The 23,707-nt window shown below is 65.3% G+C and carries 10 protein-coding genes and 1 pseudogene; 4 read left to right on the top strand and 7 right to left on the bottom strand.

Annotation, left to right across the window (positions count from 1 at the left end):
- Window positions 1-25: 25 nt before the first annotated feature.
- On the bottom strand, window positions 26-12,559 hold the full coding sequence (locus G7016_RS16465) for a BapA/Bap/LapF family large adhesin (protein WP_181116439.1): 12,534 nt from the start codon (window positions 12,557-12,559) through the stop codon (window positions 26-28).
- A 425-nt stretch (window positions 12,560-12,984) separates the two neighbouring features.
- On the opposite strand from G7016_RS16465, the pseudogene arfB reads away from it, so the two are divergent.
- Window positions 12,985-13,398 (top strand): annotated as a pseudogene (gene arfB / locus G7016_RS16460) (alternative ribosome rescue aminoacyl-tRNA hydrolase ArfB).
- A gap of 6 nt (window positions 13,399-13,404) precedes the next feature.
- Here arfB and G7016_RS16455 read toward each other — a convergent pair.
- From G7016_RS16455 to G7016_RS16435, 5 genes are all read right to left on the bottom strand, one after another.
- Window positions 13,405-14,718, bottom strand: a complete 1,314-nt coding sequence (locus tag G7016_RS16455) for an APC family permease (RefSeq protein WP_181116435.1) — start codon at window positions 14,716-14,718, stop codon at window positions 13,405-13,407.
- Window positions 14,719-14,838: 120 nt separating this feature from the next.
- Complete coding sequence (locus tag G7016_RS16450) at window positions 14,839-15,108, bottom strand: hypothetical protein (RefSeq protein ID WP_181116432.1); 270 nt, start codon at window positions 15,106-15,108, stop codon at window positions 14,839-14,841.
- 77 nt (window positions 15,109-15,185) lie between these two features.
- The gene (locus G7016_RS16445; RefSeq protein WP_181116429.1) at window positions 15,186-15,605 is read right to left on the bottom strand and encodes an NUDIX hydrolase; all 420 of its coding nucleotides are present in this window, start codon (window positions 15,603-15,605) and stop codon (window positions 15,186-15,188) included.
- Window positions 15,606-15,752: 147 nt separating this feature from the next.
- Window positions 15,753-16,178 carry a nuclear transport factor 2 family protein gene (locus tag G7016_RS16440; RefSeq protein ID WP_181116426.1) on the bottom strand — a complete coding sequence of 142 codons (426 nt, stop codon included), beginning with the start codon at window positions 16,176-16,178 and terminating at the stop codon, window positions 15,753-15,755.
- A 75-nt stretch (window positions 16,179-16,253) separates the two neighbouring features.
- Window positions 16,254-18,800, bottom strand: coding sequence for a bifunctional diguanylate cyclase/phosphodiesterase (locus G7016_RS16435; protein ID WP_181116423.1), 2,547 nt, complete (start codon window positions 18,798-18,800; stop codon window positions 16,254-16,256).
- Between the two features lie 172 nt (window positions 18,801-18,972).
- On the opposite strand from G7016_RS16435, the gene G7016_RS16430 reads away from it, so the two are divergent.
- Entirely contained in the window at window positions 18,973-19,749 is a 777-nt protein-coding gene (locus G7016_RS16430) for an SDR family NAD(P)-dependent oxidoreductase (RefSeq protein WP_181116420.1), read from the top strand.
- 147 nt (window positions 19,750-19,896) lie between these two features.
- The gene (locus tag G7016_RS16425; RefSeq protein WP_181116417.1) at window positions 19,897-20,931 is read left to right on the top strand and encodes a sensor domain-containing diguanylate cyclase; all 1,035 of its coding nucleotides are present in this window, start codon (window positions 19,897-19,899) and stop codon (window positions 20,929-20,931) included.
- A gap of 6 nt (window positions 20,932-20,937) precedes the next feature.
- Here G7016_RS16425 and G7016_RS16420 read toward each other — a convergent pair whose 3' ends face one another.
- The gene (locus G7016_RS16420; RefSeq protein ID WP_181116413.1) at window positions 20,938-22,530 is read right to left on the bottom strand and encodes an ABC transporter substrate-binding protein; all 1,593 of its coding nucleotides are present in this window, start codon (window positions 22,528-22,530) and stop codon (window positions 20,938-20,940) included.
- Between the two features lie 500 nt (window positions 22,531-23,030).
- On the opposite strand from G7016_RS16420, the gene G7016_RS16415 reads away from it, so the two are divergent.
- Complete coding sequence (locus G7016_RS16415; RefSeq protein WP_308812178.1) at window positions 23,031-23,588, top strand: hypothetical protein; 558 nt, start codon at window positions 23,031-23,033, stop codon at window positions 23,586-23,588.
- Window positions 23,589-23,707: the final 119 nt, after the last annotated feature.

The raw sequence follows: 23,707 nt of genomic DNA, 5'->3' as shown, positions 1-23,707 counted from the left end.
CCGGGGCGGCGCCGTCCTTTTCGTATCAAACCATCTGGATACCGCTCTGTACCCAGAGGTGATGGCTGGGGTCCTCCTGAGGGCTGTATTGCACGTAATCCACGCCGCCTGCCTGATGCAGGCCACCGGCGTCCCACTGCCCGGTGATGTGCACCGTGTCCTGGGCGTTGCCCTTGATCATCAGCGTGTCGTTGTCGCTGGACAACACGCTGACCAGGTCCGAGAGGCTCAGGGTGAGGTTTACCGGGGCCGTGGTATTGAGGTCGATCACCTCGATGTTATGTATCCGTGCCGCCAGGTTGGCCAGGTTGATATTGGCTGCGCCGCCTCCCCACACCAGGGTGTCGGTGCCGGTGCCACCGTCCACCGACGCAAACTGCTGGTCGACGATGATCAGCGTGTCGTTGCCGGCGCCCCCGACTAGCGTGAGGGCGCCACCGTGGGAGCCATCCAGCGTGTCGTTGCCACTGGTGCCCTGCAAGGTCTCGCCCGTGCTGCTGGCGACTACCGCGGTGTGGGCGCCTGCATCGCTTGCCACGTTGAGTGTGCTGAAAGTGCTGGCGGCGACGGCAGCGCCGGCCTGGTTCAGGCTCACGGTAAGGGTCGCGGTGTCCACGGTACCGTTGGGGTGGGTGAGGGCGTAGGTGAACACGTCCTGATGCCCCACCGCGTCCCCGGTCAGCCCGGCGTTGAGGGTGTAGGTGTAGCTGCCATCGGCTTTCACCAGCAGCGTGCCGTAGGTGCCGGCAATGGCCGTGCCGTTGTAGCCTGGCGTTACGTAGCTGCCAGCCGCGAGCACACTGAGGAAGGTATAGGCCGAGCCCAACACGTCCGCGCCGCCGCCAGCGGTATCGGTGAGCAGGTTGCCGGTGACAGGGGTATAGCCGCCTACCGTGAACTGGTTGTTGTAGGTGGCGACGTTGATCAGGCCCACGTTCACCGTGGCCAGCAGGCCAATACCGCCTGTGGACAGGCGCACCTGATAGGTGCCAGCAGTCTGGTCGTCCATAGTCACGCCATACAGGCCGCCACCCAGGCCGATAAGCCCGGCGCCACCCCAGGCTTGCACCAGCACGTACTGCCCGGTGGCAGGGTTGAGCTTGTACAGGCCCAGCACCACAGAGCCCAGCAAGGACAACAGGCTGGTCGAGGCCAGCGTGATGGTGAGGTCGCTCACGGTGTCGGCGGCCACGCTGAACGAGTAGCTACCAGACCCGCCGCCCAGCAGGATCGCCAGGCTGCCAAGCGCGCTGGTGCTGGTCGTCACCTTGTTGGCCAGGGTCAGTGAGGTACTGGCCACGTCGAAGGTGGCATCCACCACCGTGGCTGGCGCGGCCAGGTTGCCGCTGTTCCACACTTCGGCCGCCTGTGGGCTGTCGATACGTACATACAGGTTGGCGGTGTCGGTAAGGCCGTTGGGGTGCACCAGTTGATAGGTGAACACGTCTACCTTGCCCACACTGTTTACGCTGCCGTTGGCCGTGTAGGTGTAGTTGCCTTGGGCATCGATAGTGAGCGTGCCGTACAGGCCTTGCACCGTCGTACCGCCGGCAGTGCTGACGAAACTGCCGTTGCGCAGCACTTGCACCACTGCGCCGTTATCCGGCCCGGTCACGTCGGCGGTGCCGTCGGTGCCGATGTCCGTCACCACGTTACCGTTGAGCACCGCCCCGGCCGTGCCGTTGAACTGGTTCAGGCCGGTGATATCCAGCTGAAGGTTGCTGGTGACCGTTGTGAGCACGCCGATGCCATTGCTGGCCACCACCAGGCGATAGTTGCCCCCCAGCAGCGTGCCGATGTCCACCACTACGCCCTGGCCGGCGAGCAACAACACGTTCAGCAGTGCCCCGCCAGAGGCATTACCCAAGGTAACCCAGTTGCCACTGGCGTCCTGCACCTGAAGGGTGTACGTGGCGCCGTTATAGAGCGCCAGGGCGCTCGTGGTGGAAAGCGTAAGGGTGGGATCAACGCTGGTGCCGCTGGCCACCGTGAAGTTGAACACCTTGTTGAACCCGTTGAGCACCGTGGTGAAGCTGTCCGCGTAGTTGCGAGTGGTCATTACCGGCGCAAGGTTCACGGTTGCCGTGGTGAGGTTGTCGCTGGCCACCACCGGGCGGTTCACGTCTACGTCCGGGGCGGTCACGCTGCTGGTAGTGGACAGGTTGCCATGGCTGTCGCGCAGGGTAACGGTGAGTACCTCGCCGTTGATTTGCGCACTGCCCAACGCCACGCTGAAAGTGCCATTGGCGGCTACTGTCGCTGTACCCAGGGTCACGCCGGTAGCGCTGCGCACCGTGACGGTACTGCCGGCCTCGCCGCTACCGCTGAGGCTGTTGCCGTCCCCGGCCACCACCAGTACCGTGGCTGCGGTGGGCGGCGTGAGGTCCGGTGCCGTGGCGCTCACGGCGGTGGACACGTTACCTGCCGCATCCACCTGGGTGATGCTCAGGGCCTGGCTGTTGATCTGCGCCGGGCTCAAGGCTACCGAGTAGGTGCCGTTGGCGGCAACTGTCGCGCTGCCCAGCAGTACACCGAACGCGTTGCGCACGAAGATACGCGCGCCGGCAAGGCCAGTACCCGTGACCACCGTACCGCCTGCCCCGACAACCGCCGTGGTGGGGGCTGCGGGTGGGGTAATGTCCGGCGCGGTCACGCTCGCCTGGGAGGAGGCGTTGCCAGCGGCGTCGGTGAGCCGCACGGTGAGGGCCTGGCCGTCCGCCTGCGCGGGGCTCAGGGTTACCGAGAACAGCCCGTTGCTGCCCACGGTGGCGCTGTTGAGCAACGTGCCATTTGCGCTGTACACGCTCGCCGTGGCACCCGCTTCACCAGTGCCGGTGACCGCGCTGCCATCGGCGGCCACCGCCACGCTGGCAGGTGCGGTGGGGGCGGTGACGTCGCTGGCGGTTACGCTACCTGTGCTGGCGTTACCCGCCAGGTCTGCCTGGCGCACGGTCAGTACCTGGCCATTAAGCTGGGCGGCGCTGAGCTGCACGGTGAAGCTGCCGGTCAACCCCACCAGTGCGGTGCCGAGCACGGTACCGGCGCTGTTGGTCACGCTTACCGTGGCGCCCGCTTCGCCATTTCCGCTCAACTGCAAGCCATTGGTACTTAGCTGCAGGTTTGTGAAGGCGCCCGGCGCGGTGATGTCTGCGGCCACCAAGGGCGCGGCAATCGACACATTGCCGGCAGCGTCCGTCAGGGTCACGCTCAAGGCCTGGCCGTTGAGCTGGGCGCTACCGAGGGTGACCGAGAAGGTGCCATTGGCGGCCACGGTGGCGGTGCCCAGTAAGGTACCGCCGGCATCGCGCACACGGGCGATGGCGCCGGCCTCGCCTGTGCCAGTGAGCGTCAGCCCATTGGGGGTGAGCACCAACGAGGCAGGGACGCTGGGTGGGGTAATGTCCGGGGCGGTGATTGCCACCGCCGTCGAGGTGTTCCCGGCCAGGTCGGTCTGGGTGGCGCTGAGCGCCTGCCCGTTGGCCTGGAATGGAACGAGCGCCACGGTCACGGTGCCTGTAGCCCCCACGATGCCGGAGCCCAGCGCCGTACCGTCCGCCGCGCGTACGGTCACGGTAGCGCCCACTTCGCCGCGGGCGGTTACCACCGCGCCGGTGCCATTGATGGCTACATCAGTGAGGGCGACTGGGGCCGTGGTGTCGGCTGCCGTCACCGCTGCCGGTATGGACTCGCCGCCGGCCTGGGTGCTGGCGGTGACGCCAAGCACCTGCCCGTTGGTTTGTGGCGAGGAGAGCGACACGTTGAAACTGCCATCGCCTGCCGCGGTGGCGCTGCCCAGCAAGGTGCCGGTGGCGCCATAGACCTTCACCAGGCTGCCCGCCGTGGCAGTACCGGCCAGGGAGGCGCCATCGCCGGCCAGTACCAGCGCAGTGGGGGCCGGGGGTGGCGGCACGGCTGCAACGGTGAGGGTGGCGGCGGTTGCCGGGTTGCCGGCCACGTCCCGCTGCACCACGCTCAATACATCCGCCGCGGCGATCGGGCCGGTAAGGGTGATCACGAAGGCACCGTTGGCGTCGACGGTGGCCGTGCCCAGCGAGGCGCCACCGAGGGTCACGGTCACTACCGCGTTCGGCTCGCCGCGGCCCGCCAGGGTGGTGTAGTCGTTGCTGACCGCCAGGTCGCTGACCGCCGCTGGGGCGGTGATGTCCGCCACTACATACGGCAACGGCAGGGATGCGTTGCCGATCACGTCTGTGGCGACCACGCTGATGGTTTCGCCGTTGGCCTGGGCTGGGTTCAAAGTAATGCTGTAGAGGCCATTGGCATCTGCGGTGGTGCTGCCCAGCGTGCTGCCATCGGCGGCCAGCACCGTGACCGTGCTCAGCGCTTCCGCGGTACCCGCCAAAACGGTGCCGTTGCCGGTAAGGCTGGTGATGGTCGGGGCTGCCGGACCGGTAATGTCCGGCGCTGTTACGCTGGCCGCTGTCGAGGTGTTGAGCGCGGCATCGGTCTGCACCACGCTGAGTGTTTCGCCGTTCAACTGCGCGGCTGGCAGGGTAAAGGCAAAACGGCCATCGATCCCTGCGGTGGCGGTGCCCAGCAGGGTACCGTTGGCACTGCTCACACTCACCACCGCGCCGGCCTCGGCGAGGCCGGTCAGCAGCAGGCCATCGGCGTTGATCGCCAGGTTGCTGACCGCTCCCGCCGCTGTGCTGTCTGCGGCTTGATAGGGCAGGGCGGGCGAGGTGTTGTTGGCAGTGTCGGTCTGGGTCACCGTCAGCAGCTCGCCATTGCGCTGGGCGCTGCCCAGGGTAAGGCTCCAGGTGCCGGCGGCGTTGACCGTGGTTGTGCCCAGGGCGGTGCCGTCGGCGGCACTCACCTGAATCACGGCGCGGGCTTCCCCGTTACCGCTGAGGGTCAGGCCGTCCGGCGTCAGGGTGGCGACCGTCGGCGCAGCCGGCGGGGTGAGGTCGGGCGCGTTCAACCCGGCTGAGGTAGACGGGTTACCGGTGGCATCCTGTTGGACCACGCTCAGCTGCTGGCCATTGAGCTGCGGCGTGGTCAAGGCCACGGCAAAGGTGCCGTCGGCGGCAACCGTGCCCAATGCCAGGGTATCGCCGTTGGCGTTGCTTACCACCAAGGTAGCGCCGGGCTCGCCAGTGCCGGTAAGCACGGCGCCCGCGGCGTCGATCAGCAGGTTGGCGACGGCGGCCGGTGGGGTGATGTCCGGCGCGCTCAGGGTGGCAATGGGCGAAAGATTGCCCGCCGCGTCGCCCAGCCGCACCAGCAGGGCTTCGCCGTTGACCGCCGGGTTGGTGAGGGTGATGAGAAAATTGCCGGTGGCGTCCACGTTGCCGGTGCCTACCACGCTGCCATCGGCCAGGGTGATGCGCACGCTGGCTAACGGCTCGCCAGTGCCGCTGAGCTGGTCGCCGGTGCTGTTGAGGGCAAGGTTGGTGGCCAGGTTGGGCGGGGTAAGGTCCGGTGCCGCGATCTGTACCGGCTGGCTGATGTTCCCGGGCGGGTCCGCCTGCTGCACGGTAAGCGCCTGGTTGTCGATCTGCGGCGGGGTTAGCGCCACTACGAAGCTGCCGTTGGCAAACACCACCGTGCTGCCCAGCAGCGTGCCGGCGGCGTCGCGAACGGTCACAGTCGCACCGGCTTCGCCCCTGCCGCTCACCACCGCACCCGCGGCGTTGATCGCCACGTTGGTCAGTACATCGGGGGCGGTGAGGTCCACCGTGGTCAGGTTGGCGATCGGGGACACATTGCCCGCCGCATCGGCCTGGGTGACGGTCAGTACCTGAGCATTGAGCAGCGGCGTGCCCAGCACCAGGCTGAAGGCGCCCGTGCTGCCCACCGTGGCGGTGCCCAGCACATTGCCGTCGGCATCCGCGACCGTGACGATGGAGCCCGCTTCGCCGCGCCCGCTGATGCTCGCGCCATCGGCGCCTATCGCCAACGCTGATACCGCCCCTGGAGCGGTAGAGTCGACCGCGGTAAGCGTGGCGGGCAGGGAGGCGTTGCCCGCTGCGTCGGTCAAGGTTACTGACAATACCTGGCCGTTGGCCTGGGCCGGTATCAGGGCCAGCTGGAAGGTGCCGTCCAGGCGCACAGTGCCCGTGCCCAGAACGGTGCCGCTGGCATCCAGCACGTTGACCGTGGCGCCGGCTTCCCCCGTACCGGTCAGCAGGGCGCCGTCCGGGCTCAACGCCAGACCGGTCGCTACGGTGGGCGCCACCAGGTCAGGGGCGAGGAAGGTGGTGGTCAGCGATTCATTGCCGGCCACGTCCAGCTGGCTGAGGGTGAGCAATTGCCCAGCCAGCTGCGCCGGCACCAGCGTAACCGCGAAGGTGCCGTCGGCGCCCACGGTGGTGGTGCCAAGAATCAGCCCACCCTGGGCCAGTACTCGCAACCTGGCCCCGGCTTCGGCGAAACCGGTCAACGAAGCGCCGTCCTGGGCGAGGTTGAAGGTGGTGACAGCGGCAGGTGCTGTCACATCGGCCGCCAGCAGGTCGGCCGGTGCGGCATTGATGCCGTCCGTGGACGTGGCAATTACCGTCAGGGCTTCGCCGTTGAGCTGCCCGGCTGTCAACGGCGCGGTGAAGGCGCCATCGCTGCCTGCAAGCCCGGTGCCGAGCAATTGCCCGCTGGCGCTGTATACCCGCACCAGGCTCCCAGGGTCGGCACTGCCTTGCACGGTGAGGCCGTCGCTGCTCAGCGTCAGGTTGCTGGCCACGTTGGGGGCCAGCGGCCCAGGCGCGATCACCGGGATGCTGATGGCAGCGTTGCCGGCGGCATCCGAGGCGGTGACTGCCACAGTGTCCCCGATCGTGGCGGCGGGCGTTATACCCAGGGTGAAGCGGCCATCGCTGCCCACCGTGGTGCTGCCCAGCACGGTACCGTCGGTGGCGGTGGCCGTGACGGTCGATCCGGCTTCGCCCAGCCCGGTCAGCGTGGCGCCATCGGTGGAAACGGCCAGGCCGCTTACCGCTGCGGGGGCTGTGATGTCTGCGGCTACCAATGGCGCCGGTGCTGACAGGTTGCCGGCGGCATCGCTGGCCGTCACTGTCAATGCCTGGCCATTGAGCTGCGGCGCATTCAGGGTAGCGACGAACAGCCCATTGGCAGCAGTAGCAGCGCTGCCCAGTACGTTCCCTTGGGCATCGCGCAGGGTGACCACCGAGCCGGCTTCCGCACGGCCGCTCACTTGCAAGCCGCTGCCATTGAGCGCCAGGTCACTGGGGCTGGCCGGCGCTGTGGTGTCTGGGGCTGTCAGGTTCGCCGCCGGCCCTTCGTTGCCGGGCGGGTCTTCCTGGTTCACGGTCAACACCTGGGCATTCAGTTGCGCGGTACCCAAGGTCACGTTGAAGGCGCCGTTGCTGGCTACAAGGCCTGTGCCCAGCACGGTGCCATCCACGGCACGCACGTACACCGTGGCGCCGGGCTCGCCATGGCCGGTGACCGTTACGCCGTCCGCGTTGATGGTCACACCGCTGAGCGCGGCAGGCGGGCTGATGTCCGGGGCGAGGAGGTTGGCCGCAACCGAGGGGTTGCCACTGGCGTCGGTCTGGGTGATGTCCAGGGTTTCGCCATTGAGCGGGGCAGGGTTGAGCGTGACCGTGAAGACCCCGTTGGGGTCCACCGGCCCGGTCCCCAGCACGGTACCGTTGGCGGTTTGTACGGCAACGGTGGCGCCAGGCTCTCCCACCCCGGAAAGGCTGCTGCCGTCGGCACTGATCAACAGCCCCGTGACCGTGCCGGGGGCGGTGTTGTCGGGCGTGCCAACCGTAGCCGCCGGGGACACGTTGCCTGCGGCATCGGTGAGCTGAACCGTGAGCGCCTCGCCGGTGTTCTGGGCAATCGGCAGGGTGACCTGAAACACACCGCTCTGGTTGACCGTGCCGGTGGCCAGCACCGTGCCGGCGGCGTCACGCACGGTAGCGGTGGACCCGGCTTCGCCCAGCCCGCTGACCACGGTGCCGTAGGTGTTCACCGCCAGACCTGTGGCGGCTGCCGGCCCTTGCAGGTCTGCGGTTACGAGCGTGTTGGTTTGCGAGACATTGCCGGCGGCGTCGGTCTGCACCACGGTCAGCACCTGGCCGTTGAGCTGCGCCGGGTTGATCGCCACGGTAAAGGCGCCGTTACCGGCAACCACGCCGGTGCCGAGCACGGTTGCGCTGGCATCGCTCACGGTAACGGTAGCGCCCGCTTCGCCGCGCCCGGTAATTACGCTGCCGCCGCTGGCGCTGGCCAGGCTCAACGGTGCATCCGGGGCAGTCGCGTCGGCGGCGACAAGAGAGGTGGCCACCGAGGTGGTGCCATTGGCGTCGCTGGCGGTAACGTGGAGCAGCTGGCCGTTAAGTTGAGCGCTGCGCATCAGCAAGCGGAAGGTGCCCGCGCTGCCCACCAGCGCGGTGCCCAAGCTGCTGCCGCTGGCATCGGTCACGTTTACCGTGGTGCCCGCCAGGCCCGTGCCGGTAAGGGTGTAGCCATCGCTGGACAGCGCCAGGTTGGCAGGGGTGGTGACCTGCGTGCCGTTGGGGCCGGCCAGCGTAACGGCACCGGAGGCGTTCCCGGTCAGGTCGGCTTCACTTACGGTGAGTACGTCCGCGGCCGTGGCTGCGGGGGTGAGGGTAAGGGTGAATACCCCGTCAGGGCCCACAGTTGTGGTGCCCAACAGCACGTTGGCGGCGTTGGTCACGCGTACGATGGCACCGGCTTCGCCAACCCCGGAGAGGGTAGTGCCATCCGGGCTGATCGCCAGGTTTCTCACGTCTATCGGCGCGGTGGTGTCGGGCGCGCTGATGCCAGCCGATTGTGAAACGTTGCCGTCGGCATCGGCGGCGGTCACCTGCAGCGCCTCAGCGTTCAGCTGGGCGGTGTTCAACGTGATCGAGAATGCGCCGTTATTGTCGGCGCTGCCGCTGCCCAACAGGGCGCCGTCGGCATCGCGTACTTCGATGTCGGCGTTGGGTTCAGCCGTGCCGTTGAGCACCAGCCCGGTAGCATCCACACCCAGCCCGGTCGGGGCGGCCGGCGCGGTGATATCGCTCGCGGTAACCGTGACCGGCCCCGACGTATTGCCTATGGCATCGGCCTGGGTCACGGTCAGCACCTGGCCGTTCAACTGGGCCGGGGTCAGGATAACGCTGAAGTTGCCATTCACATCTACGGTGCCAGTGCCCAGGGCTGTGCCCGTGGCATTGCTCACGGTTACGCGGGCGCCTGCTTCGCCGGTGCCCGTCAGGGTGGCGCCATTGCCGCTAAGTAGCAGGTTATCGACGTCGTCGGGAGGAGAAGTGTCCGGCGCGGTGGTGCTGATGAGGGTAGAAAGGTTGCCGGCGACGTCTTGCTGTTCCACCTGCACGGCCTGCCCATTGAGTTGGGCGGGGGTGAGCGTGACGCTGAAGCTGCCGTCAGCGTTGACGGTAGTAAAGCCCAGCAACGTACCGCCCAGGCTGCGTACCCGAACGGTTGCGAACGCTTCGCCCTGGCCGCTGAGGCTACTACCGTCGCTGGCGAACGTGAGCGTAGTCGGCGCTGCAGGTGCCACGATGTCCGGCGCGGTCAAGGGCGCTGGCGCAGTGGCATTGCCGGCCGCATCGGCCTGGCTCACATTGAGCGTCTCGCCGTTCACCTGGGCTGTGCCCAGCGTCACTTCGAAGCGGCCATTGGCGCCGACCACAGCGGTGCCCAGGGCATTGCCGCCGGTATCGCTCACAGTGACCGTTGCGCCAACTTCGCCGTTACCGCTGACCAGGCTGCCGTTGGCCGAAATCGCCAGGTTGCTGAGGGCGGCCGGCGGGGTAGCGTCCGGCGCGGTCAAAGGCACTCCGCTGCCGATGTTGCCGGCGGCATCGGTAGCCCATACCGTCAGGTTTTCAGCCGCCACTTGCGGGCTGCTCAGCGTAACGCTGAAGCTGCCGTCGGGAGCCACCAGTGCGGTGCCCAGCGGGTTGCCGCTGGCATCCAGCACCGTCACAGTAGCGCCTGCTTCGCCGCTGCCGGTGAGTACCAGGCCCTGGGCATTGACCTGAAGGTTTGTGACCGCCGCAGGTGGGGCAATGTCCGGCGCGGTGAACGGTGCGGCCCCGGAGGCGAGCCCCGCAGCATTCACGGCGCTTACCTGCAAGGCCTGGCCGTTGATCTGGGCGCTTGCCAGGGTCACTTCGAAGCGGCCATCGGCGTCGGCCACCGCGCTGCCCAGCACTGTGCCATTGGCGTCGCGGACGCTGACCGTCGAGCCGGCCTCGCCTTGCCCGCTCAACAGCGTTCCCGTCACGTCGAGCGCCAGCGCTTCGGGTAGCAGGGGGCCGTTGACGTCCGGCGCGGTGATGCCGTTGGCCGCCGAGCCGTTACCCGCCGCGTCGTCGAGGGTTACCTGCAATGCCTGACCGTCGATCTGAACGGGGTTCAGCGCCACGGCGAAGCTGCCCACGGTGTTCACCGTAGCCGTGCCTACCACGGTGCCGTTCGCATCACGGACGGTCACCAGGGCGCCGACTTCGCCGCGGCCACTGAGCAAGGCCCCGTTGGGGTTGATTGCAAGGTCGGTAGCGGCGGCTGGCGCCGTGGTGTCCGGCGCCGCAAGGATCGCGGTGACTGAAGGGGTGGCGTTGCTATCGAGCAGTGCGACGTCCAGCAACTGGCCGTCCAACTGAGCACTGCCCAGCGTCACGCTGAAGGTGCCGTCCGGGGCAACCACGGCACTCCCCAGCAACGTCCCGTCGGCGGCACGCACTTCCACCGTGGCGCCGGGGGTGGCGGTGCCGGCCACGGTCAGGCCATCGGTAGTCACCACCAGCGCGGCCGGAGTCACCGGGGCGGCTGCCGGCACGCTGGTTGTGGCGTCGGGCGACAGGTTGCCTGCGGGGTCGGCCTGGCGCACGGTAAGCGTGGCGGCCACGGCAGCGGCGGGGCTCAGCGCCAATACGAAAGTACCGTTGGCGGCCACGGTTCCGGTGGAAAGCACAGTACCTGAGGCGTTGGTGACGGTGACCGTGGCCCCGGCCTCACCCTGCCCGGAAAGCGCCAGCCCGTCACTGCTCACCGCCAGGTCGGTCACAGCGCCCGGCACGGTTGAATCGGGCGCCGTGACCACGGCCTGCGCCGAACTGTTGCCGTTGCCATCGGCGGCGGTGACGTCGAATACCTGGCCGTTTGTGTATGCCGCATCGAGCGCGATGGTGAAGCTGCCATCCAGGGCGCTGCGCCCGGAACCCACCACCTGGCCGCTGGTGTTGCGCACCAGCACCCGCGCGCCCGGCCGGGCCGTACCGGTCAGGCTGAGGCCGTCGGCGCTGATCACCAGGTTGCTGGGCGGTGCCGGCTGGGACAGGTCCGGCGCCTGGATCGGCAAATTGGGGGAGACATTGCCCGCGGCGTCGGTGAGGGTGAGCTGCAGCACCTGGCCACTGATGATGCCCGGCACCACCGGAAGGTCGAAGGTGCCGTCGGCCGCCACGGTACCAGTGGCCAGCACATTGCCGACCGGGTCGAATACCGTAACCACGGCGCCGGGCTCGCCTCGGCCGCTGAGCAGGGTGCCGTCCCCGCTGATGGCCACATCGGTCGCCGCGAGGGGCGCGGTGGTATCTGGCGGTGGCGGTGCGGCGGGCGCATTAAGGCTGGCATCGGCGGAGGTATTGCCCGCCGGGTCCGTAGCGTTGACGCTTAGCGCCGCTCCGGCACCCGGTGCGGGCGCCAGGGCCAGGCTGAAAGTGCCGTCCGCCGCGGCCACGCCCGTCCCAAGCACGGTGCCGTTGGCGTCGCGCACGGTCACCGTCGCACCGGCTTCAGTAGTTCCGGTGAGCACGCTCAACGTAGCGTCCAGCACCAGATTCACCGGCACGCTCGGCGCAGTGACGTCGCTGGCCACCAGGTTGGCAGGTGGGGAAGCATTCCCCGCCGCATCGACCTGTACCACCGTGACCGTTTCGCCATTCAATTGGGGGGAGGTGAGTACAACCGCGAAACGGCCGTCCGCACCTGCGACACCGCTGCCCAGCCGGTTGCCGAAGGCATCGTTGACCGTGACCGTGGCGCCGGCTTCGCCCAGCCCGCTCAAGGTCAGGCCGTCACTGCTCAGTCCCAGGGACCCCGGCGCGTCGGGCGCTGTGGTATCGGCCGGCGCTGCGCCGCCACCTCCACCACCACCGCTATTGGCCAACCCACCGGTAGCCGCCGCCGTGGCGCCGCCTGCGCCCAATGCACCCAGCCCGGCGATTGCCCATTCCGGTGTAGCACTGCCCACCACCCCGGCACCGGCCAGCAACGTATCGATCGAGGGCAGCTCAGTAAATGTGAAGCCGTTGAACGCTTCGGCGCTGTATTGCGCCTGCCAGAGCACGCCGTCCTGGCCCTGGAACACCATGTCGCTGCGCACGCCCTCGGCGGTCGCGTTGAAGAAGTTGCCGACCGTGACCCTTTCGCCAGTCTTGAGGGTGACAATGGCGTCCTGGCCATTTCGAGCCACCGCAGCGACTTGCTCAGGCGGGACGGGGATCTGCACCACCCCTGGCTGGCCAAGCTGGAGGTCCCCCCAGGCGCGGCTGGAAATTTCGGAGGTGGTTTTATCGGCGACTACGATGTTGTCCATGAACAGCCCTGCCTTGATCCTGTGCGTAAGCGGGACCTGTGGCTTCGCTTACGGAAGGCCACAGGTCGCGTAAAAATCCACCGGCTCCGGGGGTGGATCCATAACTTGTATAGCAGAATGCCGCCTCGTTGCTTTGCATGCTAACGTTTGAAAAGACAAAATAATGGCGTCAACTATAAGGCTATTACGGTTCAAGCGACCCGCAACTACTGGCTGTCAAGGAATCCGCGGCATTTCCACAGCGGTGCGATGCAGTACAGATCCGTAGATTTAGACGATAAGCGGTATAACCGTTTGTCGGATCCTATCGCGACCTGTTCCGTTTATGCGGCGGGCTTCTTAGCCTGAGGGGCCTGTCGGGATCCCTGCTTGCTGAAAACTGCGGTGTGGGTCAACGTAGCGCCTTCGCAGACCGGAACCCCCAGATGCTTGAAATTTCCAATACCGTTCACCTGCCGGCCCACGAGATAGAGCTCAGCGCCATCCGTGCTCAGGGTGCCGGGGGGCAGAATGTGAATAAGGTGTCCAGCGCAGTACACCTGCGCTTTGACATCAAGGCATCTTCCCTACCGGCGTTTCATAAGGAGCGCCTGCTGGCGCTGCGTGACAGCCGAATCACCAGCGAGGGCGTGGTGGTAATCAAGGCGCAGCAGTACCGCACCCAGGAACAGAACCGGGCCGACGCTCTGGCCCGGCTGCGTGAGTTGATTCTGGGTGCGATCCATGTAGAGAAAGCCCGCTGACCTACCAAACCGACCCGCGGTTCGAAAGTGCGCCGCCTCGATGCCAAGGGCAAGCGCGGCACCATCAAGGCGGGGCGGGGGAAGGTAGACTACTGAGCGCCGCTAGTGTGAGGCCCGGGTACGGCCCCAGCGTGTCGCGCCATACAGCATCAACCCCAACACCAGCATCAGCCCCGCGCGCAGCCAGGTGGCCGGCCCTTGTTGGGCAAGCAGCAGCAGGCAGGACAACACTGCCAACGCAGGGACTATCCAGTGCACCGAGAAGTGCTCCGTGGCTACCTTGTCGCGCTTGAGGACCAGCACAGCCACGTTGGTGCTGAGGAACACGAACAGCAACAGCAGCACGACCGTTTCGGCCAGGGTTTCCAGCGTGCTGGTGAAGGTAAGCGCGATGGCCAGCACGGTTGTGGCCAGAATGGCCCAGCCAGGTGTGCGCCGTTGCGCCAGCACCCGGCCTAGCACAGTCGGGAGCAGCCCTTCACGCGCCATGCCGTACGCCAGCCGGCTGGCCATGATCATCGTGAGCAGCGCACCGTTGGCCACGGCAATCAAGGCGATCACCGCGAACCAGCGAGACGGTATGCCCAGCCCGGAGGCCGCAATCACTTCCATTAACGGGGCGCTGGACGCCTTGAGCGCGTCCACCGGCAACACCAGCGCCGCCCCGGCACCCACCAGCAGGTACATGGCACCGGCAATCAGCAGGGCGCTGAACAGTGCGCGGGGATAGACACGGCTCACGTCCCGAACTTCTTCAGCCAGGTTCGCCGAGGTTTCGAAGCCGACGAAGGAGTAGAACGCCAGCAAGGAGGCGCCCAGTATCGCCGTGGCCGGCGCGTTGGCGTCCACCTCCAGCAGGCGTGCCGGCTCCGCATTGCCGCTGGCTGTGTACCAGGCGGCGGCGATGACCACCAACACCAGCCCGCTGAGCTCCACCAGCGTCATTACCAGGTTCGCGCTCAGGGATTCCTTGATACCGCGGGCATTCAGCAGCCCCACGGCGACCAAAAAGCCCGCCGCGACCCAGCCGGCAGGCCAGTGCACGAAGGCGGCCAGGTAGTCCCCGGCAAATGCTTTGGCCAACCCCGCAGCGCTGGTAACCCCAGCGGCCAGCATGGAAAAGCCCACCAGAAAGGACAGCAGCGGCTTGCCGAAGGCCCGCTCGGCGAACACGGCCGCGCCGCCAGCGCGGGGGTATTTGGTCACCAGCTCGGCGTAAGAGGCTGCAGTGAGCAGGGCAAAGAACAGCGCGATCAGCAACGGCACCCAGATGGCCCCGCCCACCCGGGCGGCGATGGTGCCAGCCAAGGCATATACCCCGGCGCCGAGCACGTCGCCCAGGATGAACAGCAACAGCAGGGGAGTAGTGATGACACGCCGCAGGGCGTGCGCGGGAGAAGCAGTAGCGGTGGTCATTGGCAGGCGCTCAAGCAGGCGGCGGTGCCGCGTTGTTGCTCAGAGCGCCGAGGCGGGTGAATCGTTCGCTTGCGCTGTGGTTCTGCTTCCCACTCAGGGTAAGCCGTGCCACGCGACCGCTCAGGCCGCGTGCCGCGCGTCTGCTACGCGGGACTGGATCGCGTCCAGGTATTGAGCCTTGAGGGCCACGGCGAGGGGGCCCAGGATCGGCTTGCCCTTGAAGTCTGCAAGCAGGGTATCGATCAGCTGTTCGACCTTCACACGCGCCGAGGCCACGCTGGCAGGGCGCAAGGGATCGAATTCGATACGTTCCATTTCTTCGTCCAGGCGCTGCAGCACAGGGGCCGCATTCTGGATCTGACTGCGCAAGGTCTCATGTGAGAGGGCCATCAATTTCCTCCATGGGGGTCGCCAAACCCGGTCCTGATCGTCATCGTGAAGGATTGCGATATTGCTTCACAAATATGTCAGTTGTATGACAGCTCAGGCTTGTGTGCCTCGCGTTGCTTGAGCAGTGATCGAATCTGCCCGCGCACCTTGCGCTTGGTCACGTCCTTGGCACTGAACCAGCGGCAGTCGTCGATCTCGTTGCAAGGCCGTGGCTTCTTGGAGAGGGGCTGTGGTGCTTCGAACAAAAAGTGGATGACCTTGTCTTCGGTAAATTCCGACACGAAGGCCAACTCGTCGAATTCCAGCCCGGTTTCCTCGCTCATCTCCCGCAGGGCCGCTTGAAGAGGGGTTTCGTTCGCTTCCACCCGGCCCCCGGGCAGGTTCCATTTGGCGTTTCGCTTGCGCACGAAAAGGATTTGCTCATCACGGCGGTAGATCACAGTAGCCCGGCGTTTGATAGCTTTTGTGCTGGCGTCGGTCGCTTCGCTGGCGCGCATGAAGTACCTCTCCGGTCTGGGCCTGAACCTGTCAATCGCTCGGAGGGCCGATCAGATAAGCCCTCGTCGCGATAGTGCAGGCTTCACGTGTCGATATGATGACCGTTGCCCAGTGTTAGGAGTTCAGCGTAGCGGCGCGCCAAGCGCCTAGAAGCGGAAGGCTTGCCTGCCGATCAGAAGCCACTTGCCGTGCTGCTTCTGCCACACCTGGAAGTTCTCGATCTCGGTGGGCACCACCTTGCCGCTGTTCACCGCCTCGGCGGAAAAGTGGTTGCGCACCAGCGCGGTATCGCCGCTGAGAATGATTTTCTGGTTAAGCATTTTCAGGCTGTTGAAGCCGCTGCGGCCGGTTTCGATGTCGGCGATAAAGGCCTGCTTGTCCTGAACGTTGCCGCTGGAGTGCCCGTAGCTGAGGTTATCGGCAGTGAGCGCCTTCAGCGCAGGAATATCCTTGTGCCACATCGCCTGAGTGAGCTGATCCACCGCTTGCTCCACGTCCTGCTCCGGAGTGGCCGCTGCAACCATGCCGGCGTACAGGCACGCCAGGCCAACCAATACCTTCGATGCTTTCATCCCTTGCTTCCCTTGTTCTTATAACGTTGTGGTGATGCCGCCACTTGGCGGACATCGTACAACGTAGCAGAGATTTCAAACCATGCAGCCCGCGCCTTCGAACAGCGCCCTGAAGCGCTCGGCAGGCATCGGCCGCCCCAGCAGATACCCTTGCCCCTGCTCGCAGCCGATCATGACGAGCGCCTCGCGTTGCGCATCCGTTTCGATCCCTTCGGCCGTTACGGTAAGCGTCAACGCCTTGCCCAGGTCGATGATGGCCTGGATGATTGCGTGGCTGGATGCCGAGCCGCCGAGGTCTGAAATGAAGCTGCGGTCGATTTTCAACGCGTCGAAAGGATAGGCGCGCAGGTAGCTGAGCGAGGAGTAGCCAGTGCCGAAATCGTCCATGGCCAACCGCACGCCAACTGCCTTGAGCCGCTGCATCGTCAGCAAGGCCTGGTTGGCATCGTTGAGCAATACGCTTTCGGTGATCTCCAGCTCCAGCCTGCCCGGGGGCAAGCCAGAGGCCTGGAGTGCGGCCTCTACGCGCGCCACCAGATCGCCGCGCTGAAATTCTACGGATGAGAGGTTGACCGACACCATGAGCGGCTCCCGCCAGCTCATGGCTTCCCTACACGCCGTGTTGAGCACCCAGTCACTGACCGCGACGATCAGCCCGGACTCCTCTGCCACTGCAATAAACTGCCCGGGCGGCAACAGGCCGCGTTCCGGATGCCGCCAACGCACCAGCGCCTCGGCGGCCGCGAGCTGGTTGCCTTGCAGATCGAAACGAGGCTGATATTCCAGGAACAGCTGATCGCCACGCAGGGCCTGACGCAGGTCGGTTTCCACGCGGCGCCGCTCCAGCACGCGCTGGTTCATCTCGGCAGCATAGAACTGCCAGTTGTTACGCCCCGCGCCCTTGGCTTCATACAATGCGATGTCGGCATAGCGCAGCAGGTCGCTGGCCTGGGCGCCGTCATGGGGCGACAGCACCACGCCGATGCTTACACCTACCGATACCTCGTGGCCTTCGACCAGCAACGGCTGCGCCACCGCTTCGCACAGGCGGGAACAGAACCGCTCCACGTCGAAACCGAGCGGCAGGTCGGTGCCCACGATCACGAATTCATCGCCGCCCAGCCGAGCCACCAGGTCGCTGTCGCGTACCGCGCTGCGCAAGCGCCTCGCCACTTCACACAGCACCTGGTCGCCTGCGGCGTGGCCCAAGGTGTCGTTGATCGGCTTGAAGCGGTCCAGGTCCAGGCTCAGCAGCAGCAAGGGGTTGTCAGAGCGCGAGCCCGCCTGCAGGTGTTTCTGCAAATAGCCATGCAGGTAGCTTCGGTTCGCCAGGCCGGTCAGGGCGTCGTGTTGGGAAAGGTGCTTGATGTGTGCCCGTGCTTCGGTCTCGGCGGTAACGTCCGAGACCGTGCCGCGGTAACCGCTGATGCGATCGCCACTGCGCACCACGCGCGCCGACAGGCTGCACCAGCGTTGCCGCCCCAGGCTGTCCAGATGGCTGCTTTCCAGCTTGCGGCTGCCGGCGGCGCCGGGCTCCAGCGCCATGCGGTTGAACGCCTTCCAGTCAAATGTGAGTAGCTCGCACAGCGTGCGCCCAAGCCAGTCTTCCCGGGCAAAGCCGGTGATCACGTCGAAGCGTTCGGAGAGGTAGACCAGCCGACCGTCGCGGTCGGTTTCCCATATCCAGTCCGAGCAGGCCTCCGCCACGGCGCGAAAGCGTTCCTCGCTCAAGGCCAGGCGGGCTTTGCTGTCGTCGATCATGCCAGCGGCCGCAAGCCCGGAGCGGTAGATCCAGGCCATGAGTATGGCGAAGGCAAGGGCGGTGACAGCCAGCACCGGCAGCACGGAATGGAGAAACTTGTCGCCAGGGTTTTCGGCAGCCCAGCGCAACCGCAACGCGCCCCCCGTGGCGCCCTGCACCACAAGGCTGGGCCGGCTGTCCGTGGCGCCGGAGAGATCGACCTTCAGGTTCTGCAAGCCGTAGTTCTGCTCCCAGTGGTTGAGCTTGACCGTGTCCAGTACGTCCACAAACACCAGGTAAGGCAGCGACTCGGGCTTGACCTTGCCCGGCAGCTCGGTGGGCTTGATCACCGCAGCGTAAACGATGGCTGGCTGCCCGTTCACGGTGTAAAAGCCGTAGCCGGGCAGTTCATTGGCGCTTTGCTGGCGCGCCAGGGCAAGCAGCGGGGCCAGTTCGCCACCCAGGAAATCGCGGGCTTGCACTTCGCTCAAATGCCCGCCCACGATGGCGTAGCGCGTGGCGGTGTCCGGCGCGACGATGAATACGCCTTCCAGGGAATAATTGAGGTACAGGGATGGCCCGATGTTGTCTCCGTCATAGGCCCAGGCGAGGTCGATACGAGGGTGGCCCACGTGAGTGTAAGCGTCGTTCCAGAAGGCGTAATCCTTGACAGCCCTGGCCAACAGGTCGAGGTTGGCGTCCAGCGCCCGGCGAGCATCGGATTCACTGTGTTCCATCTGGTGCCGATTTTCCTGGCCGGCAATCACGAACAGCGTGATCACCGCCAGCGAAAACAGCGCACCGATCAATGCCGACACCACCACCATGGCGCGGCGGGCAATCTGAACGTGAGAGTGGGCAAGGTTGGGAAACAGCAGCATCAAACAGGGCTCTTGAATAAACAGGCAGGCAGGGGCCGAATGCCCTATATATCGGCAGGCTTCTGGCGTGGTTTAGCGCTCCTCCAGTGCGCTACCTGCCGTTAGTCGCGAACCTTTCGGGGAAGTAGGAGCAGGCGCAAGCCTGCGAACATTCGATTCAAGGAGCAATGCAATGAGCGAGCGCACATGGGACGGGCAGGTTGCCCTGATCAGCGGAGCCGGGAGTGCCGAAGGTATAGGGATGGCCATTGCCCGCCGATTAGGAAAGGAAGGCGCCAGGCTGATCATCACCGCCAGCAGCGCGCGGATCGCCCAGCGCGTCGCCGAACTTCGTGAGGAGGGCTTTACCGTCCAGGGCCAACCGGCCGACCTTACCGACGAGGCGCAGGTCAAGGCGTTCGCGGTGTGGGCCCACGCATGCTGGGGGAAGGTCGATGTGCTGGTGAACAATGCTGGCATGACCATGCAGGGCAGCCCCGAGCCTTATGCCGAAGTGGCGTCCATGGACCTCGCCAGCTGGAACCTCTCGCTGAACCGCAACCTCACCAGCGCCTTTTTGCTCACCCGGGCCGTACTCCCGGGCATGCTCCAGCGGCGGTACGGCCGTATCGTGCACGTAAGCTCCACCACTGGCACGCGTGGCAGTAACCCGGGGGAAGCGGCCTACAGCGCGGCCAAGGCGGGGATGGTCGGGCTGAACATGGCACTGGCCCTGGAAGTGGCCGCGCAGGGCATCACCGTCAACAGCGTGGCCCCGGGATGGATCGCGACGGCATCCAGCACGCCGGAAGAAGCCCATGCCGCTACCTATGTGCCCATCGGCCGGGCAGGGCGGCCAGCCGAAGTGGCGGCGGCGGTGGCATTCCTTGCTTCGCCAGAGGCCAGCTACATCATTGGGGAAGTACTGGTAGTGGATGGGGGCAATTGCCTGATGGAAACGAAGGGCTAGCGAGGCGCTGCGAGCACGCATTCACCAAGGCACGGGTGCGTAGCAATGTGCTATCTTTTGCCGGCCGAGCGAAACGGTGCCTACCCACCGTGCTTTCGGTATTCCGTTGTTCCATGCACAGGATGCGCGCCCAGCCGGACATTTCACATGCTCGTCGCTCCGTTGCACCCTCGGGAAGCCGAACGCCAGGATTCGCTGGACGATCTCCACGTGCTCGATACGCCCGCCGATCCCTACATGGACTCGCTGGTGCGCCTTACCCAGGACCTGTTCAAGGTGGAGCAGGTGCTGATCAGCCTGGTGGACAAGGACCGTCAGTGGTTCAAGGCCCGGGTGGGGCTGGAAGCCTGCAGCACGTCGCGGGACGTCTCCTTCTGCGCCCACGCCATTCTCGAGCCCGCCAAAACGCTCGTGGTGCCCGATGCCCGTGATGACGAGCGCTTCGCCGACAATCCGTTGGTCACCGGGGCGCCTAATATTCGCTTTTATGCAGGCCATCCCTTGATCGCACGATCCGGCCTGCCCGTAGGTACCCTGTGCCTGCTCAGTTCATCGTCCCGCACACTGGCCCCTGACGAGGAGGCGCGGCTGCGGGACCTGGCGCAACTGGTGGAGGGTTATCTTCAGCTCAAGGGGTTGAGCGAGCACACTCGCCAACTGCGCGCTGCGGTGAGCCGTGAAAAACGCCGGGCGTTGCTCGACCCGCTGACCCAGATCTGGAACCGTTCGGCACTGGCGCATTTCTACCCCGGGGAGCAGGACATCGCTCGCCATGGCAACGAACTGCTGGGCGTGCTGTACGTGGACCTGGACCATTTCAAGCAGGTCAACGACCAGCATGGGCATGCCATCGGGGACGAAGTGCTTATCGAAGCTGCCCGGCGTATCGCCGCCAGCCTGCGCCCTCATGACCTGCTGCTGCGGCTGGGGGGCGAGGAGTTCGCGGTGGTGTCGCGGGTAACTGCGGTAGAGCAGTTGCACACCATTGCCGAACGGGTGCGCTCGAACATCGCCGGCAAGCCGTTCACTACCCAGGCCGGCGTGCTTGACGTGTATGCCAGCCTTGGCGCTGCCTGCGGTGCGCCGGATACGGCGGCCGAGGTACTGCTGGCCAAGGCTGATGCGGCGCTGTACGAGGCCAAGCACAACGGCCGTAACCGCGTGTGCATGGCCACGGGGTAAGGCCCGTTACTGCAGGCTGACGCCGTAGAACCCGGTGACCCCGAACGGGTTGATCTTGAAGCCCTGCACACGCGTGCTCATGGGCTGCGACACCACCGAATGCGCCATGGGGGAAACCGGCATCTCGCGACGAATGATCTGCTGGGCCTGAACGTACAGCTGGCTGCGCTCGTTGCGGTCGGTGAGGGCGCGAGCTTTCTGCAACAGCCCATCCACGTCCTTGTTGCACCAGCGGGCATAGTTGCTGCCGCCAATGGCGCTGCAGCCGTACAGCACGCCCAGCCAGTTGTCCGGGTCCCCGTTGTCGCCGGTCCAGCCGTAGGTCATCACGTCGTGCTCGCCTGCCTTGGCGCGCTTGATGTACTCGCCCCATTCATAGCTCACGATGTTGGCCTTGATGCCCACCTTGGCCCAGTCCTGCTGGATCATCTGCGCCGACTGCCGGGCGTTGGGGTTCGATGCCCGCTGCACGGTCATGGCCCACAGGTTGATCTGGGTGCCGGGCTTCACCCCGGCCGCGGCCAGCAGTTCCCGGGCCTTGTCAGGGTTGTAGGCGGCGCCCTTGATGCTTGAGTCGTAGGACCATTGGGTGGGCGGCATCACGTTCTGCGCCACCTGGCCCGCGCCCTGGAACACGGTATCGACGATGGCCTGCTTGTTGATTGCCATGTCCAGCGCCTGGCGCACTTCAGGCTTGTCCAGCGGCGGGTGCTGGGTGTTGTAGGCCAGGAATCCCACGTTGAAGCCGGGTTGTTCCAGCACCTTGAGCTTGGGGTCTTTCTTGATTTCAGCCAGGTCGGCGGGCCGAGCGTAGCCACTCACCTGGCACTCGCCAGCCTTGAGTTTCTGCAGTCGCGTTGCGGCATCCGGGGTGATGGCGAAGATCAGCTCGTCCAGTTTCACGTCTTCGGGCTTCCAGTAGGCGGTGTTGCCCTTGTAACGGATAACGGCGTCTTTCTGGTAGCGGTTGAACACGAACGGCCCGGTGCCCACCGGCTGCTGATTGAGTTGCTCGGGGTGGCCAGCCTTGAGCAACTGGGCGGCGTATTCGGCGGACTGGATAGAAGCGAAACTCATGGCCAGGTCGGCGGCGAACGCGGCGTCGGTGTTCTTCAGCACGAACACCACCGTATGGTCATCGACCTTTTTAACCTCGGCGATGTTCTGGTCAAGCTCCATGTCGGTGAAGTAGGGGAACTCGCTGGGGTAGGCCTTACGGAATGGCTGCTCCTTGTCGAGCATGCGCTGGAAGGTGAACAGCACGTCGTCGGCAGTGAAGTCCCGTGTTGGGGTGAAGTACGCGGTGGTGTGGAACTTCACGCCCTGGCGCAGATGGAAGGTGTAGGTCTTGCCGTCGGCACTCACATCCCAACCTGTCGCCAGGCCCGGCTCCAGCTCCGTGCCGCCGCGCTTGAATTGCACCAGCCGGTTGAACACGGTTTCGGCCGCCGCATCGAATTCGGTGCCGGAAGTGTACTGCGCCGGATCGAAGCCCGCCGGGCTCGCTTCGGAGCAGTAGATCAGCGTAGACGCCTGTGCCAGAGGGGCTGCGGCCAACACGCCGGCGGCCAACAGGGAAAGGGCGAAAGTAAAACGCATGCGGGAAGGCTCCATCCAGTCAAGTGAGTGAGGCGGGGGCAGGTTAGCATTTTGGGTGGGCGTGAGCCTGAAAAGCGCTTGTAGCCTTAATCATGCAGACCGTACAACATGGTGTTTGTCAGTGCTTGACGATTGCCGGGTTTGCTATCAGCCTAACGCTCGAATGGCTTGATGAGAGGAGACCGTTGTGGCGACGAAAACTGATGCACTATCCGATGACCTCATAGAGAAGCTGGAGGCTCAGGTCCCCCTTATTGCGGCCACTGCTACTCGCGCGGCATACAATCGCGCCGTCGCTTTGGGGCGCACATTGGTCAAGCTTGAAGGTGCTTTCATCGTTTCATCCGGGCCAGACGGAAGCAGGCAGGTCCTGTCCCAAGCCAAGCCCCGCCGGAAGGTAACCGTAGGTCAGGTATTCGAGACGCATAGCCCGCATGCCGGTCGCTAGGCTGCGGATGTTCGCTGGGCCGAATGGCTCCGGCAAGAGCACAGTAAAGGACGTGCTGCCTGCCAGCCTTATCAGCACTTACGTCAATGCTGACGAAATCGAACAGGCCCTGAAAACGTCCGGCATGTTAGACCTTTCTCTGTTTGATACGGCCGCTACTACCAGCGAAGTCGCCGCGTTCTTTCTACAGCATCCACTTTTACAGAAAGGTGATATGCAATCGGATATCGCGTCAATTTCAGTAAATGGCAAGTGGTTGCGTATACACGGGGCGGATATCAATTCATACCATGCATCCGTCGTTGCCGACTTTATCCGTCGCAAGTTACTCGAAGCGAAGACCAGCCGCGTGGCAAACCGGGTCGTTGATGGTGGGCACGGGGTGCCCCGTGAAAAGGTCATCAGCCGATACAGTCGCTCACTGGCGCTTCTACCCGCAGCAATTGAAGCATCGGATAGAGCCTATATCTTTGATAACAGTGGGGAGGAAGCGGTACTCCTGGCGGAAGTTACCAGTGGTACACACTTGGTCTTCCATCAGGAAGATATGCCCGAGTGGTTCATGCAGGCTTACGCTGACGATGTCATCAGAGGCCAGTTACTCAGGTAGAACTGTGAGCTACCACGGCAACCGTTCCCCGCTGTAGCTGAAAAACCCGCCGCTGTCGTTCGCGCCCAAACCCTCCAGTACCCGCAGCATGTCGGCGGCTGCTTCCCGGGGTGGGCGGG

The sequence above is a fragment of the Pseudomonas japonica genome (assembly GCF_013522925.1).
GTDB lineage: Bacteria > Pseudomonadota > Gammaproteobacteria > Pseudomonadales > Pseudomonadaceae > Aquipseudomonas > Aquipseudomonas japonica_A.
Note: the sequence above shows the minus strand (reverse complement) of the source record. Positions and strands in the feature narration are given on the sequence as shown.

Bases quoted from the DNA above. Each gene is read 5' to 3' on its own strand.
- G7016_RS16445 (WP_181116429.1), bottom strand. From the start codon at position 15,605: ATGCGCGCCAGCGAAGCGACCGACGCCAGCACAAAAGCTATCAAACGC.
- G7016_RS16440 (WP_181116426.1), bottom strand. From the start codon at position 16,178: ATGAAAGCATCGAAGGTATTGGTTGGCCTGGCGTGCCTGTACGCCGGC.
- G7016_RS16425 (WP_181116417.1), top strand. From the start codon at position 19,897: ATGCTCGTCGCTCCGTTGCACCCTCGGGAAGCCGAACGCCAGGATTCG.
- G7016_RS16465 (WP_181116439.1), bottom strand. From the start codon at position 12,559: ATGGACAACATCGTAGTCGCCGATAAAACCACCTCCGAAATTTCCAGC.
- G7016_RS16430 (WP_181116420.1), top strand. From the start codon at position 18,973: ATGAGCGAGCGCACATGGGACGGGCAGGTTGCCCTGATCAGCGGAGCC.
- G7016_RS16420 (WP_181116413.1), bottom strand. From the start codon at position 22,530: ATGCGTTTTACTTTCGCCCTTTCCCTGTTGGCCGCCGGCGTGTTGGCC.
- G7016_RS16435 (WP_181116423.1), bottom strand. From the start codon at position 18,800: ATGCTGCTGTTTCCCAACCTTGCCCACTCTCACGTTCAGATTGCCCGC.
- G7016_RS16455 (WP_181116435.1), bottom strand. From the start codon at position 14,718: ATGACCACCGCTACTGCTTCTCCCGCGCACGCCCTGCGGCGTGTCATC.
- G7016_RS16450 (WP_181116432.1), bottom strand. From the start codon at position 15,108: ATGGCCCTCTCACATGAGACCTTGCGCAGTCAGATCCAGAATGCGGCC.